Annotated in this window: 11 protein-coding genes and 1 other RNA gene; 3 read left to right on the forward strand and 9 right to left on the reverse strand. The window is 46.4% G+C overall.

Annotated elements, in window-relative coordinates; translation table 11 throughout:
- The coding region (locus AC4PME_RS06450; RefSeq protein ID WP_491529526.1) for an undecaprenyl-phosphate glucose phosphotransferase at positions 1-1331 on the reverse strand (1331 nt) is incomplete at its 3' end.
- A 950-nt stretch (positions 1332-2281) separates the two neighbouring features.
- Here AC4PME_RS06450 and AC4PME_RS06455 point away from each other — a divergent pair.
- Together AC4PME_RS06455 and AC4PME_RS06460 are read left to right on the forward strand one after the other, a co-directional pair.
- Complete coding sequence (locus tag AC4PME_RS06455; protein ID WP_491045170.1) at positions 2282-2926, forward strand: hypothetical protein; 645 nt, start codon at positions 2282-2284, stop codon at positions 2924-2926.
- Positions 2923-4302 carry an O-antigen ligase family protein gene (locus AC4PME_RS06460; RefSeq protein WP_119500212.1) on the forward strand — a complete coding sequence of 460 codons (1380 nt, stop codon included), beginning with the start codon at positions 2923-2925 and terminating at the stop codon, positions 4300-4302. Before AC4PME_RS06455 ends, AC4PME_RS06460 begins: the two co-directional genes overlap by 4 nt.
- On the opposite strand, the gene AC4PME_RS06465 is transcribed toward AC4PME_RS06460, so the two are convergent.
- The 5 genes from AC4PME_RS06465 to AC4PME_RS06485 are packed head-to-tail and all read right to left on the reverse strand — an operon-like array spanning position 4275 to position 10542.
- The gene (locus AC4PME_RS06465) at positions 4275-7211 is read right to left on the reverse strand and encodes a CHAT domain-containing protein (RefSeq protein WP_491045169.1); all 2937 of its coding nucleotides are present in this window, start codon (positions 7209-7211) and stop codon (positions 4275-4277) included. The two genes, AC4PME_RS06460 and AC4PME_RS06465, sit on opposite strands and share 28 nt — an antisense overlap.
- Before the next feature lie 21 nt (positions 7212-7232).
- A complete protein-coding gene (locus tag AC4PME_RS06470) occupies positions 7233-7700 on the reverse strand; it encodes a hypothetical protein (protein ID WP_119500210.1) in 468 nt (155 codons plus the stop codon).
- Positions 7701-7706: 6 nt separating this feature from the next.
- Positions 7707-9182 carry a peroxidase family protein gene (locus AC4PME_RS06475; RefSeq protein WP_119500209.1) on the reverse strand — a complete coding sequence of 492 codons (1476 nt, stop codon included), beginning with the start codon at positions 9180-9182 and terminating at the stop codon, positions 7707-7709.
- Positions 9183-9185: 3 nt separating this feature from the next.
- Entirely contained in the window at positions 9186-9797 is a 612-nt protein-coding gene (locus tag AC4PME_RS06480) for a hypothetical protein (protein WP_491045168.1), read from the reverse strand.
- Positions 9790-10542 carry an RNA polymerase sigma factor gene (locus AC4PME_RS06485; RefSeq protein ID WP_119500207.1) on the reverse strand — a complete coding sequence of 251 codons (753 nt, stop codon included), beginning with the start codon at positions 10540-10542 and terminating at the stop codon, positions 9790-9792. The genes AC4PME_RS06480 and AC4PME_RS06485 overlap by 8 nt, the downstream gene beginning before the upstream one ends.
- Positions 10543-10959: 417 nt before the next feature.
- Between AC4PME_RS06485 and AC4PME_RS06490 the strand changes: the two genes are divergently transcribed.
- Positions 10960-11418, forward strand: a complete 459-nt coding sequence (locus AC4PME_RS06490; RefSeq protein ID WP_119500206.1) for a hypothetical protein — start codon at positions 10960-10962, stop codon at positions 11416-11418.
- Positions 11419-11469: 51 nt separating this feature from the next.
- On the opposite strand, the gene AC4PME_RS06495 is transcribed toward AC4PME_RS06490, so the two are convergent.
- The 3 genes from AC4PME_RS06495 to AC4PME_RS06505 form a co-directional block, all read right to left on the reverse strand.
- Complete coding sequence (locus AC4PME_RS06495) at positions 11470-13092, reverse strand: PKD domain-containing protein (protein ID WP_119500205.1); 1623 nt, start codon at positions 13090-13092, stop codon at positions 11470-11472.
- Between the two features lie 226 nt (positions 13093-13318).
- Positions 13319-13667, reverse strand: an RNA gene (gene rnpB / locus AC4PME_RS06500) — RNase P RNA component class A.
- Between the two features lie 105 nt (positions 13668-13772).
- Positions 13773-14484, reverse strand: a 712-nt coding sequence (locus AC4PME_RS06505) for a YebC/PmpR family DNA-binding transcriptional regulator (RefSeq protein ID WP_491529528.1), incomplete at its 5' end; no start/stop codon positions are given.

Genomic DNA, 14484 nt, shown 5'->3' on the forward strand with positions numbered 1-14484 from the left:
AGGGACCAGTTGCGAATATATTCGAGATCATACTGAACGCGCATTTGCATTTTTTCTACGGTGTCGGTTTCGCCACGCCATCCGTTTACTTGTGCCCAGCCTGTGATACCTGGTTTAATTCTGTGGCGAAGCATGTAGTATTTAACGGTTTTACGATACATCTCATTGTGTGCGACAGCGTGTGGTCGTGGTCCAACAACAGACATAGTGCCTTGCAATACATTGATAAATTGAGGAAGTTCGTCGAGCGATGTGCGTCGCAGGAAAGCGCCCACTTTTGTAACACGAGCGTCGCCTTTTGTCGCCTGGGTTACTTTCTCACCATCTTCCGTTACCGTCATAGAACGGAACTTCCAGACTTTGATTTTCTTGCCGTCTACACCGTAACGATTTTGCTTGAAGATAATCGGGCCTTTAGAGGTGAACTTGACTGCTGCTGCAATAAACAGCATTGGAATTGCAATTACCGCGAGGATGCAGGTTGCGAGAAAAATATCTTCGGCCCGCTTAATTGCCGTAGTTGCGCCCCGCATTGGTGTATCGAAAACACTGATAGTTTGCAGGCTACCCACATTACAGAGACGTGAATGAACCATGTTGTACATAAAGAAATTTGGAACGAAGTGAACTTCTGCGTTTGTGTCGCCTAACCGGTGTAATACTTGCTCAATACGTTTATTCGCCGTCATGGGCAGAGTAATGAATACTTGATCAAATTCACCGTTCTGCACAGCTTCAACGGCATCATTAATATTACCTTTGACAGACATGCCGTCAGGTATGGCAAGTCGGTTTAATTCCCGATCGTCATACACTCCACCTAAACGGAAGCCTGTTTGCGGATTTCGCTTGAGTTCATTTGCCAATGCCACAGCATTTTCGTTCATGCCTATGATGGCTACATGTCGACTGTTATAACCCTTGGCACGGACTTGATACAGAAAAGCGCGCATTGCCATGCGCCATGCGCAAAGGAATAACGGCGCGACAAATAACCAGCCAACAACAGCGATGCGGGAGTAGTCTTCGGAGGTTTTAGTAAGGAAGAGGTACACTAATACAATAACAGCGCTGACTACCCAACTAACGACGGTATAGAACAGTAGTTCTTTAGATGTACCAGCCCGCCAGGAGCGATATATCCAGAAAAGCTCGGCAGAAAGAAGATAGGTAGTACTGCCAATTAAACCGAGTAGATGATAATGCACATCGATAGCAATACCGTAAACATTACAAGCGGCAAGCAGCGTTAACTGAATAATTAAGAAATCAACAAAACGGTATACAACAGCGAATTGATTGATATTGTTTCTAACGAAACCATTTCCCATGACTTACCATCCTTGAATAGTGAATGATTGATAATTGAAACAGGGTTACTTTTGAAGTCTTGTTAGTGCACCGCTTCATCTCAAACGCACAAACGCAATTTCAATACCAACTTTTTATTATCAACTTGCTCAGCTACATTCCCTTGTAATTTTCTTACAACAAAATTAAATATTTATAATATGAAGTGAACCTTTTCGGCAACTTTACCATAGAAAGACGAGTTACGACGAAACTATGATTTATATTTATTTATAATTGAAGCAGTGACGCCAGAAGCTGAAACTGTAAAAAAAACTGACATCAGTTATTCCACTTTTCGAACTTTGACGTCAGATTTTACAACTTATACCAATACATTAAAAAGCGATTAACACTTTGCGATATTATGTAGTTTTATTTTGCTTTTTAATGACAGAGGTTCAACTAAATTGCGTAAGAATGTTCTATCTGATAAGTGAAACACTCTTTTTTCCGTCCAGCCGATTAAATATACACTGTTGAACTGTAAACTAACGCGACAGTTTTAGGATATATATTTCTTCAATTACAATCAGCATTGGATTTTATTCCTGATGATAGGAATTGATACACTGCCCGAAAATTATTACAAAAAATTACCAAAAGCTGGTTATCAGATAAACTTTCAATTTACCCAGCCTCAGATGCAGCTATAAGTATAATGCGGCCCAATTTACGCATCACTTTGGTGCACGACTTAATGAGCTAAATTGGTGCATTATGCATCATCAAAGCACTGATGAAAAACTTAAATTCAAAATTTCTGGCAGTATAACTGCATCTAATGGAAAGCTTCTGACGACTCATGGCGTACCCTATTTTGAATCAGATCACTCTGGATAACAAAGAAAATCAAGGACTCGAGCCGCTTACCCTATCGCTTACAAGGCTAGTTTTGGCATCGGGCTCATTACTTTTTGCCGGCTGGTGTTTGTTTTTAGCGTCAGATTACGTTGAACTGCACCGGCTGACTGAAACTATTTCCGGTGAAAAAGCGTTGTCCCGGTCAGCGCTTCCGGGTCCCGGAGATTCACTCATTCCGTTTGAAAACTACAGCGAAGCATTAACCGGGTTATCAATGCGGCAACCGGGAGAAGCAGAGATCCCGTATCTGCAGGCTTCACTTGCCCTGCACAAATTGCAGATTGCTCGGGTTGGCGGTGAAAACAACGTGCCGGAGTTTTTTAATGCGTTTATCACCAGAATTCACGCGCTACAGCCAACACATTATCAGGCATTTGCCCTTACTATGGCGAATGCACCTTTAACCGGTCAACCTGTCACCGCATATCATGATTTACTCAGAACATGGCTACCGCTGGCGCCAAATGAAGAAGAAGTGCAAATTAATGCGGGTAGCTATCTGATTGCGCACTGGGAGGAATTACCTGCCGACATTAAGGAGCTCGCCCTTCCTGTTATTCAAAGCGGATTAAGACAACAGCCGGTGAAACGTATTCTGATTCAGGCCATGAAAACCCATAATGTGATACGCCCTTTTTTAAAAATTTCACCTGACAGAGCAACAACGGCGAAATTAAAAGCGATTACCGGCAATCCGGGTACAAATCAATGATAAACAGGTTTGTAAATCGCGCCGCTCTTGTATTACTGGGTAGTCTGTTTGTTGTTTTCCCCTGGTTTCACGGACTTGATTTAAAATGGGAGCAGGTGCTTGCCGCGGCTTGTATCAGTATTTTTTTTGCACTCTCCGTTCTCTCATCCTCATTCCATTTTAAAGGCAGCATCCGCTACGTTTTAATAATGTTCGCGGCATGGCTTTTATACGCAGCCTTGTATCTGATCCCGCTTCCCGCTACCGTCACTGACTTTTTGTCCCCGCACATGAGCCACTGGTACACGTTAAATGGCCAGGAAAATGAAGTACGGCTGTCTGTTTACTATCAGGCCAGTCTGATTGAATGGATAAAATTTCTCGGAATAGCACTACTTTTGCCTTCGGTATGGCTTCTCTGCCATTCAGAAGAGAGATTGCACAAACTAATTATTATTCTGGTGACCGGATGCACCATCACAGCACTGTATTCTTTGCTCAATTTCTTCAGTGGAGGTCAATTTGAACTGGTGGGTAACATTCCGCCATGGGATTTGAAGTGGCAAGACGGCATAAGAGGGACCTTCAGCTATAAAAACCAATATGCACTTTACATTGCTTTTGGTATTGCACTTTCTGCAGGTGTGCTGGCCGATAATATCAGGGGCCGCCGCAACCGAATGGTTACTGTAACGCTGATTCTGACTCTGATAGTGCTTACTCTTACCCTTATCAATACCAGCAGTCGTGGCGTTATTGTCGCCTTAGCCGGCGGATCAGGACTCGCCGGCGCGATGTTCCTGCTGCGTCATAAATCACTTGTAAAAGAATGGTTGTCTGTAAAGCGCATTGCTGCCGGTGCGGTAATGTTACTCGCAGCTGCTGTTCTTTTCATGCAGTCATCGGTATATGACCGTTTTGCTCACCAGAAAATGGCCGACAATGGCAGAATGCACCTCAGAAATACTGCTATCAGTGTTATCAGTGATCATCCGGTGACAGGCACAGGTCCCGGTACTTACCCTTATATTCAGCATGTCTACAAACCGATGGCACTGGGCATTTCTAAGATGTCTAAGCGGGCTCACAATGACTACCTCGAAACCATGGCGACAACAGGTATTGTGGGTTTCCTGATACTGGCGATGCCTTTGGGGTACATGCTCTGGCGGATTTTCAGGCCTGTAGATTGTGCTTTCAATGGCCTGCTGACAGGTTGCAGGGCAGCGATAGCGACTTATTTAATTCAGGCCGCTTATGATACTAATGCAGGAATATACTTCCTGCCTTTGCTGTTTATAACGGTACTGACAGCAGCATTCGTACTGTGCGAAAAGTTTGCCGTACCGGACTCCGGAATAAAAGCAGATCAATGCTCTAATGACAGGAATTCGTAGTCAGGACCGGTAACAGTAAACACAAAGGCCCCCCAATATCTCGGATCGCGGAATCGACGCTTTGACGCCAGCAGCACCCTGGCATTTCGCATGGCATCCGCGATGTCGCCTCCGTTACCGGCCAAAGAAACATAGAAATGTTGCATAAATTCAGCTGTTGCCCGGTCCGGCACTTTCCAGAGCGTTGAAATGGTTGCTCCGGCCCCCTGATAGAGAAATCCGTGGCTTAAACTTCTCATCCCGATCCCCTGATAGGATTTGCCCATTTCCGTTTCACAGGCACTGATAACCACTAAACGGTTGTGAAAAACATGAGAGAACAGATTTTCATAGGATATATAGCCCTGATGTTCATTTTCATCGCCTGTTGCAGTAACCAGCCCCACGGTTTCCGGCGACTCCGGCGAATACCAGGCATGACTGCCTACATGCAATAAGGAAGCATCTCTTGCAGCCGCGGAAGTGATGCTTTCGTTTGTTGCATCATCACCGGTAAACACTTGTAAGGGGACTGTAGGAAAGGAAGTTGCCAGTACATCTGCTGCTCTCGCTGTCCATGGTAATGGAGGAAACCCTGCGCGCCACTGCATTGCCTCACTATCAGACATATATTCAGGTGACGGATTCGAGGGGTTGGTAAAAGCAACAATATTACCGGCGGCGCTGTTTTCATCTCCGGCGCTCTGATAGTCCATCAGAGACAAGATCCTGACGAGCCCCATTTCAAAACCCAGATAGCGGGTTCCGGTTTTATCATTCAAAGCGGCAAAAGAACTATTTCTCCACGGCCCTTCAGGCAGTAAATACAGGGTTTTAAAGCCATGATACTCCGTCAGCCTGCCGCTTATCCACGCAGTCAGCGCATCCGGGCTGAATGCGCATTGTTGTTCTATGTAAGGGCCTGAAATAAGATAGGCGCAACTCTTATTCTCCAGTGCAAAAATTTTCAGGATAGCCCGCTTATTTCCCAGGCTCTGACGGATTTTATCTAACGAGAATGTCTGCACAGGCTCACTATCACTAAGCTCCCTTTGCTGACCGGCCAGTTGAACACGCTCCCAGAGTTTATCTTTGAGAAATTGCTTATCATCATTATCTGCTGAAGATTGAGGGTCAGGCATAGCGGCGTTTGCCAACATCCACTCGCTTTGCAATGTCTCATCCACTTTTTCATAACTCTGGCTGGCCAGGGCCATTCTGTGCCGGTTGAAAACAATCGCGGAGAACCTTTCAGAGATAAACAAAGCTTCCTCTATAATGCGCTCATCGTCTGAAGGCAGAATGGCCGATAAGTAATTGTTGATCAGTCTGCGGGACTGACTTAACCAGCTCATACCGGTTTCATTACTGCTGAATTTTGTTGAAGCTTCCGTAATACTGGCGAATGCATCGTAAAAAATGCCGGCGATTTCAGGAAGATGCTCGCTACCCCCGGCCTTTAACAGAGTCATTCTGGCATTCGCAAGTGCCAGGCTCACTGACAATGTCATCCGACGATGCTGGCTGATGTCTTCTATCAGTGTTTTAGCCATCCCGTAACGCTTAACCAGTAACAGCACCTCCAGCCAGTCACTCATCAGTTGGGAACGTTGAGTCACAGAATACTGGCCAGTGAGATGTCCTAATGCTCTTACACAGGCATCTTCGTCAAACTCTGCAGGCGACAATCTTGCTCTTATTCTTGCAAATAAAACCTCGTATCGTGATTCCTGAAGTCTGGTGCGCTGCAGAGGAGCCAGTTCGTCCAGCCAGCTTTGAGCGGATGCCAGATCATTTTTCGAAATCGCGATGCCGGCAAGAGAGATCAGTGTATCTACGAAATCAGTCGTGAAGTTTTCTGCGTTACTTACCTGTAATACCTGCTGATAATATCGTTCAGATTTTTCAATATCTCCCACCAGCATATAAGCCCGACCCAGGTTAGCATAGCTGACGATAAGCTTTTCCGGTGCCAGATTATAAGTATGGCGGTAAACCGACTCTCTGAGCGTGGCAAGATACTCAGGCAGCTTCCCCTGATGCCGGTATACCCAGGCCAGATTATTGGTGAGATCGTCCAGCATCTCCTGCTGTTGCAAATTTTCCGGAGCTGGTAAACAGGCAATACCCTCTTCCAGAAACTGTTCAGTGCGGGGTAAATCTGCCACCGACTGAAAATAACTCGCCAGACCATTATTTATTTGTGCACAAAGATGGGGATCGGTACCGGCCATTATCCTCGCGCTACCAAGTTGCAACTGTGCGTATCCGGACTCTCTGACTGACGAGTCCTCAGACAGTACATCATTAAAGCCACAAAATCCGTAGAATACGGCTTCCTGCTGATTATTTTTTGCGCTACCCCGCAGCTCCGGGGAAGTACAAACCTGTGCAACTTTATCGTACTGGTCTATAGAAAACGTGCTTTGAAGGTATATCAGCCTGATTGTGTTTTCATAAGCAGACCCGGCGAAAACATCCCGTGAAATAGCTTCCGCCGCAAGCGAAGCTGCTTCCCTGTAGGCCATATTTTCCAGTTTTATCAGCAGATTTCTTATCAACCACTCATGATAGTAAGGGTCATTAATACTGACAGACTGCGCCCCGATTTGATCCGCTAAGTCATCAGGCAGCGACAGGCCTTGCTGAACATACCCGGTATCAAACTTAGCCAGCAAAGCCAACAAAGAGGCCTGCTTAACGTCATTAACGTTTAATGCCGACGCGGAAAGGCCGGTACATTGAAAGAAAACACCATCCTGCTCATAAACCTGATTAAGCGCAGCCCATCCGGCAGGCTCCCCACACAACGTGTGCGGAGCTGAAGAAGAAGCAAAAACTGACGTCGCAAATACAAAGAAGACCGGTGCTGCAAGGCCTGCTCTGCGGAGCATACCTGCAATAAATGAATTCCTTGTAGAAAAACGCATTCGTCAGTTCCTGCCGTTTTTTCAGTCGTCGTGTTTCCAGCGATAGCTTGTCAGAATGAGCTCTGACGGATCACCGTCGTTGACCGCCGGGCCATCTCTCAACCAGGCGAGTGTTGACGTGTACTCCCGTACCGTTTTTTCTTCATGCTCATATTCATAGGCTACAATAGAAACCCGTACCGATTTAAAACCTGCCACATCGGTGCCCTGCGCTGCATCTAAAGGAATGGTGTTAGAAATAAAAATACCCGATTTATCAATGACCTTAAATTCGCTGAGTTTCATAATAGCTTGCGCGGTACCATTCCATAACCCGCCAAGAACCACCTGGTAAGTGCCTTTTTTCTCATCAAAGATGAACTTTACCGGATAGTTTTGTCCCAGCCCTTCAGGGTGATAACTACTTAACGAAGGGACAATTGTGCGGTGATTAACATAGTTGACGCCGGCTTTACTGGTTTGCCAGTATCCGTCTTTCAAAGACTCCACGGTGGTTTACTCCTTTTTACATAAAATTGCAGACATAGTAAGAGATGCTGCGTTTTCTACGCCACACTGCTTGCTGAACTGATCCAGACAAATGGCGAGTTCTTGTTGTGTTTCTTTTAGCGGGAATAACTGTTTTTTCGCGGCATTGATGGCATGCAGTAATACATCAGCGATAATTACGCTGCCCAGTTTTCCCATTCTGTGCCCCGGATTGTCCTCCTGAGCGGAAGATTCGGCGAGCAGAAATGGCCAGAGCGGCAGGCGGTTTTCCCTGTGAAGGGTATAAAACAGTGATGCCTGATTCATCGGATCCATCTTCAACTCTGTCAGCAGTGACTCGCTGTCGTCCATTGTCAATCCGCAGCCCTTAAACAGTTCAGGGTATTCTCCCTCAAGATACTGTTTACACTCCTGAACTGTCATCAATTCTGCTTTCATGCCAGCGGCAATATTGCGCTCTGCGATATTACGGGAAACCGGTATCCCACCCATGCCGGACACTACAATTAAGTTAATAGGCTGAACTTCCTGAGCAAACTCGCCGAAAAACAATGACCAGTCAATGGGCGGAATGGCCTTTCCTCTTTCAGCCTGATGAGTCAGCAGTGCATGTAATGTGAAACTGTCATTTCCACGAAGTTTATAGGTTTCGCGCACCATACTGTGCCCGAAACGAAACGCTGCGTGACTGAATTCATAGGGCACTCTTGATATGTATTCGTCGCTCCCGAGTATGGTGACAGCGGGCGGCTGTTCAGAAAAGTAATAGTCATAAACCTGCCGGTCCAGAATGGCAGGCAACCATTCATGAATAACCAGATGGTGAAATAAAGCGACGGTAATTTGTTGCGCTTTACGAAACCATGACACGTCCTCGCAGAGGTGAGGTAACTCGCGCTCCGGCGATTGGCATAAGCTTCCCAGTATACGGTTGTGAATGCGCTGCCACTGACTGTGAAATTGAAGAATTATCGCATTGTCATTGTTACGGGGTTCGAACAGCAGGGGCGTACCACAATTATCGCGCAAACAATCCCAGTCATTATCAGGCAATCTGAAAAAGCCCTGCTCATCGGTAAGCCAGTGCGGAGGTAAGCTTCCTGATTCACCGTAGAGGCTGTCCATATTCAAAGCCGGAGAGACTTGCCTTGATGAATAGTGATTCTGTGCCGGATGAGTGGGTGAAATAATGTCGTGGGCTATCCACTGCCCCCAATAAGTAAATCCTGCCGGTAACTTGCCGGGATTCAGAGGAATTTTGACAACATTTTCGCTTACTGACTGCTCCGGAGGGTGAACAGGGTTTTCACTGACCGGTGTCAGTAACGCTTGCATGCCAGCAGAGGTGTAAGGAGCCTCAGGCGTTTCGGAAATGGGATCGGACCAGGGAATAATTGCAGCGACCATCTCTGCAATTTCCTCTTTAGCAGGCAGCGGCATCCGTGTTTTTCCGAAAAGATAATCCCTATCTTCACCACCCATTTTTTAGTCCTTTTTTACTTCCAGGGAGAACCGGTTGATCTCAGTATTATCATTATTGCCACCATGACGGGACAGAATCAGCTGATAATTTCCGTTATCGATATCTCCGGCACGGATAACCAGCGTGATTTCATTATTATCATTCGGCTTCAATAGCCGCGACTCAATTTCTTCTCCCTTTGCATTGGTCAGGAGTGCGTAAACAGAGCCGCTAAAGTCTGGCGGTGCATCACTGACGATGACTTTAAATTGCTCACCGTCATTGAAATGTAAAGTCACAGGTTGAGTCACGTGACTACGAAAATCTTCAAGATAAACAATTGCCGGACTCACTTCCGGTCCGGATGTTACCAGAGCTGCCGGTAGCCAAATCCAGGCTGAGATTCCGGCGGCGAGAGCAAAAGCTCCCCATGCTGGCAACGAGGCTGTCTTTCTGACTTTCTGAGGTAATACGGCCACATCAGGTACAGCCTGACTTAGTGACTGGCTAAGTATCACTTGTTCCGTCAGCTCATTTGAATCGAGCATAGCAACTTCAAAGGCAATTTCTTCATCAGGAGTCAGCTGCTTAGCAAGATAACGCCGGGAGAATTCATCATTATATTTTTCAGACATAAAAGGCCTGGTCAGTTTTTTGGCCTGATTGTGGTATCCGGCCATTCTGTCCATTAAAGTGCTTGTGAGAGACGGAAACTCTCACCTCTTCCGTAAAAGAGATAAATTGCGGAGAAAAAGCATTCTGCCCGCCTACAGGCGCAAGCAGCATCAGCACGATGACACCATCGATAATCTGCCTGACATTGGAAGCAGCTTCATCATCACCTTCGATAAGTTGTCTGAGACGCTGTCTTGCACGAAATAATACACGGTCAAAGTGAGCCGGCGTCAAATCCAGACTGTCGCAAATGGTGCTTTTGTCCTCATCATGCAGATAAAAACGACTGAGAATTTCCCGATCTCTTTCTGTACCCAGTTGATTTAACACCCGGAGAACCAGATTTGACGCATCACGCTCGTGCAGTTGGTGCAGCAAAGTAGGGTTTTGCGCAGCAAACGTGTCGGTAAGATGTGAAACATCAGTTTGTCTGCGGGTTTGCAAACGCCGGTAGGCAATCAGCGTATTAATACCTGTCTGGCGAATAAAAGAAGACAGCGCATCCGGATTGCGGAGATCACCATCGCGCAATTTTCTGAGAACAACGACGAATGTATCCTGAGTGAGATCTTCAGCCAGCGATAATGAATCGGTTTGTCGGTATAAAATAAAAAGCAGCCCCTGATAGTAATTTTCTACGAGCTGCCTTTCTGCATTTTTATCACCCTGAACGATGCGTTCAATAAGTGCGGCGGGGTGCGTCACGGGTGTTCCTAATCCGGGTAAAAATTTTTGAGTACTTTATTGCTTTTGTGCTTCCAACCATATCGGCTAACGCCAGTTAAATCAATGCCTATCGCAGATCGCGACCGCTTCTTAAAGGCTTATTTACAGCACTCTATATATAAGAAAAAAAGCACAATATGGCTATCTTGTGTCAGCTAAGCCATTGAAACACAACACCTGCAGAGAAAGCACAAATTTCAATCACCATTGATTATTTGAAAATTAATGAGATTTATTCTTAAAAAGTGTGAGAGAAACCGCCTGAATGGCTCACTGGTATCTGCATAAACACTTTAAATAAATAAGAATGTCAGAGAGGACAAGATGTCAAACCACGTTATAGCAGTTGTTATTCACGGTTTTGGTGAGCATCACAGGGCGTTTGCAGGCAATCTTATGAGCACAGTCAAACAAACCTGCCGGCAGTTAACCCCGTCTCAGCACGACATCCACTGGCTCCCGGTGAATATCGACTGGATAAATGAGCTGAGAGCCACTGAAGACAATGACCCTTTGCTACTGACCAGCCGTGTTATGCCTCTTAGTGCCACCAGTGCACTTTCATTAGCCGCACAAGTTAATGTATGTAATGCCGTCTTCCTTAATACCTCGTTACAAGCTGTTATTGAGGAAAAGGTTCAGGATTTAATTACGGAAAGTTGCGGCGCACTGACAAAGAAAACGCCGGTTATTATTGCATCCGGTCAGGATGGAAAGATGACATTATTCCAATTCAGCTGGCACAGTGCTAAACAAAACAACGGTGCAACCAATTCACCCCGCTATCGTTCAGTGCCTGATTTCATGCTCAACAGCGCAAACGACAACACTATTCATCACAAACGCTTCCAATAAAAAATGCGCTCATAAGAGCGCATTTTCGTTAGTTTTTCAGTGAGTATCACATTATGGTGTAGTGGTACTGAACTGGTATACCGCCAGGAATGTTTCGCCTGTTTCTTCAATCTCAAATGTGTAGGTCAGTGAGGTTGCCTGACCACCTGTAGGCGGAGAGTCCAGAGTCACAATCACTTCGGTGCCCTTAGTCAGTACCGTACCGTTTTCGATACCAGTAAAGAATGGGACAACTACGTTTCGTGAATCTGAGGCTGACACATTTGTTACGGTGAAATCGCCACCTTCAGCAAGCAACTTCAGGGTAACCAGAGTAACAGACTCAGGAGGCGGATCAGAGACTTCACGGGAGAAGTTACCGGCAAACTGAGAGCTTACGCTGAACTCATTATATGTATCCGACGAACCGCTCTTACGGAATAATCTCACCCGTGGATCAACGGCTTCAATTTGCACGTTGTCTGCAGCACTGCTGACCGTGCCATCGTTAACCACAAGCGACAATACATAGCTACCCGCCAAATCCGCAGTGAATGTAGGATCTGCAGCAGTATCGTCATTCAGTGTCGCTGTACTGTCTGTGGGTTTTGAAACAAAGCTCCATGCGTAAGTTAATGCATCATTATCCGAGTCAGTACTTGCCGCACCGTCAAGTTGAACAGTATCGCCAGTTGCAACATTCTGATCTTCACCCGCATTCGCTACAGGTGCCGAGTTACCACTCGCCACATTAATAGTCACACTGTCTTCAGCACTATCAACTGTGCCGTCATTTACAATAAGTGAAACAACATATTCACCTTCTGCATCCGGCGTAAAGGTCGGGGCAGCTGTCGTTGCTCCGCCAAGTACTGCGGTGTTAGCTTCAGGTGCTGAAGCAATGGTCCAGGAATAAGTCAGTGTATCACCGTCAGCATCACTACTGGCGGAACCGTCTAATGTTACCAGGGTTGCCAGTGTAACGTTCTGAGTAGCACCGGCTTCTGCTACAGGCGCAGAATTTTCGGTACTGGCCGTGACAATTACGTCGTCACTTTCACTGTCTGTAGTGCCGTCGTTGACTGTCAGAGCAATGGTATATTCACCGTCAACATCCGGTGTAAAGGTAGGTGATGCAGACGCAGCATTACTTAATTCAGCAGTGCTGCCGGCAGGTTGGGAAGAAAACGACCAGCTGAAAGTCAGACTGTCGCCATCTGCATCTGTACTGTCTCCACCATTTAAAGTAACAACTGAAGAAGTCGGAACGTTTTGATCGGCACCGGCATCAGCAACCGGCGCGGTATTCGCAGCGGTGGCAGTTACCACGACAGTGTCGGAAGCACTGTTTACTGTGCCGTCGTTAACCACCAGAGAAACGATGTACTCACCGTCTACATCCGGTGTGAATGCAGCAGAAACAGCGGACGCGCCGGATAGGGTTGCATCACTGCCTGAAGGCACAGATGTAAATGCCCACGTGTATGTTAAAGAATCACCATCGGCATCAGAGCTGCCTGCGCCTGACAGAGAAACTTCGGTGCCTGTCGCCACGTCCTGCGCACTGCCGGCTTCGGCAACCGGCGCGGTGTTTGTCGGTTCGCGGGTATCATCAACACTTGAACTTGAACCACCACAACCGGTTAATCCCAACACAACTGCGGTAGCGAGAATGCTTAACTTTGCCTGTCCCATGAGATCTCCTTATGGGTAAATACTTATTGTAGTAATTTGCTTCAGATAACCTCTGGCTATTCTGTCCTGCAAATTAATTTGTCCCGATGCCTACGTATTAAAGCGCGATTTGTATTAGTTCTCTACAGGTAAATATTATCTTAACTGATACTTTATTATGAACTATCGACCGAAAACCAGCCAATTCAACGAGATAGGATCTAAAAGATTTTTTGGAGTTTTTAGAAATGGGAGCTGGCCATAAGCCGGGTTCTGTCGTGGACAATCATTCCTCTAGGCCTGCAATTACTCACAGGCTCAAGCAACCTACCCGCCTTCCGTGCGGGCCGCACGTATAGAAGGCCTATTTGGTCTTGCTCCGGGTGGAGTTTACCATGCCACACACTGTTACCAGTGGCGCGGTGCGCTCTTACCGCACCCTTTCACCCTTACCGGCGCTTACGCGCTTAGGCGGTTTACTCTCTGCTGCACTTGTCGTCGGCTCACGCCGCCCAGACGTTATCTGGCACCCTGCCCTGTGGAGCCCGGACTTTCCTCCCCTCTCTTGCGAGAGCAGCGATTGCCAGGCCAGCTCCGGCGCGCATTCTACAGAAGTTTTTACACGTAAGCGACCATAATGCTTGTTCACAAACAAAAAAAGGACTTCAAACGGAAGTCCTTTTTAAATTGTCTTGTACAGCTTAGTTTGGCGTGATGGCGTTGTGATAAACGTCCTGCACGTCATCACAGTCGTTCAGCATGTCCATGAATTTCTCAAACATGGGCATATCTTCTTCACTGATCTCTACTTCAGTCTGTGGAATAAAACTGATTTCTTCGGCATCTAAGGTGATATCAGGATACGCTTCAGTCAATGCAGTTTTCACACTGTAGAACTCTGTATGGGGTGCATAAACAGTAATTTTACCGTCTTCACATTCCACTTCAGTCACGTCTACATCGGCTTCCATTAATACTTCCAGCACGGCATCTTCATCATCACCGGCAAACTGGAAAATCGCCTGATGGTCGAACATGTGAGCTACTGCACCGGGACCACCGATTTTGGCATTAGTTTTAGTGAAGCAATTACGAACGTCGGTAATGGTGCGGTTATTGTTGTCAGTCAGACAGTCAACAATCACCATGCAGTTACCCGGACCGAAGCCTTCGTAACGTGCAGGCACAAAATCTTCACCGGCACCACCTACAGCTTTATCAATGGCTTTTTCGATAACGTGGCTCGGCACCTGATCTTTTTTCGCTTTTTCCATCAGACGCTTGAGCGACAGGTTGGTATCCGGGTCAGGACCACCGTTCTTCGCGCACACGTAAATTTCTTTACCGTATTTAGAATAAACTTTGGTTTTTGCGCCAGCCGTTTTGGCCATGGCGTTCTTTCTTACTTCAAAT

Source organism: Alteromonas sp. (genome assembly GCF_984505615.1).

Bases quoted from the DNA above. Each gene is read 5' to 3' on its own strand.
- AC4PME_RS06460 (WP_119500212.1), top strand. From the start codon at position 2,923: ATGATAAACAGGTTTGTAAATCGCGCCGCTCTTGTATTACTGGGTAGT.
- AC4PME_RS06465 (WP_491045169.1), bottom strand. From the start codon at position 7,211: ATGCGTTTTTCTACAAGGAATTCATTTATTGCAGGTATGCTCCGCAGA.
- AC4PME_RS06475 (WP_119500209.1), bottom strand. From the start codon at position 9,182: ATGGGTGGTGAAGATAGGGATTATCTTTTCGGAAAAACACGGATGCCG.
- AC4PME_RS06480 (WP_491045168.1), bottom strand. From the start codon at position 9,797: ATGTCTGAAAAATATAATGATGAATTCTCCCGGCGTTATCTTGCTAAG.
- AC4PME_RS06490 (WP_119500206.1), top strand. From the start codon at position 10,960: ATGAGCACAGTCAAACAAACCTGCCGGCAGTTAACCCCGTCTCAGCAC.
- AC4PME_RS06495 (WP_119500205.1), bottom strand. From the start codon at position 13,092: ATGGGACAGGCAAAGTTAAGCATTCTCGCTACCGCAGTTGTGTTGGGA.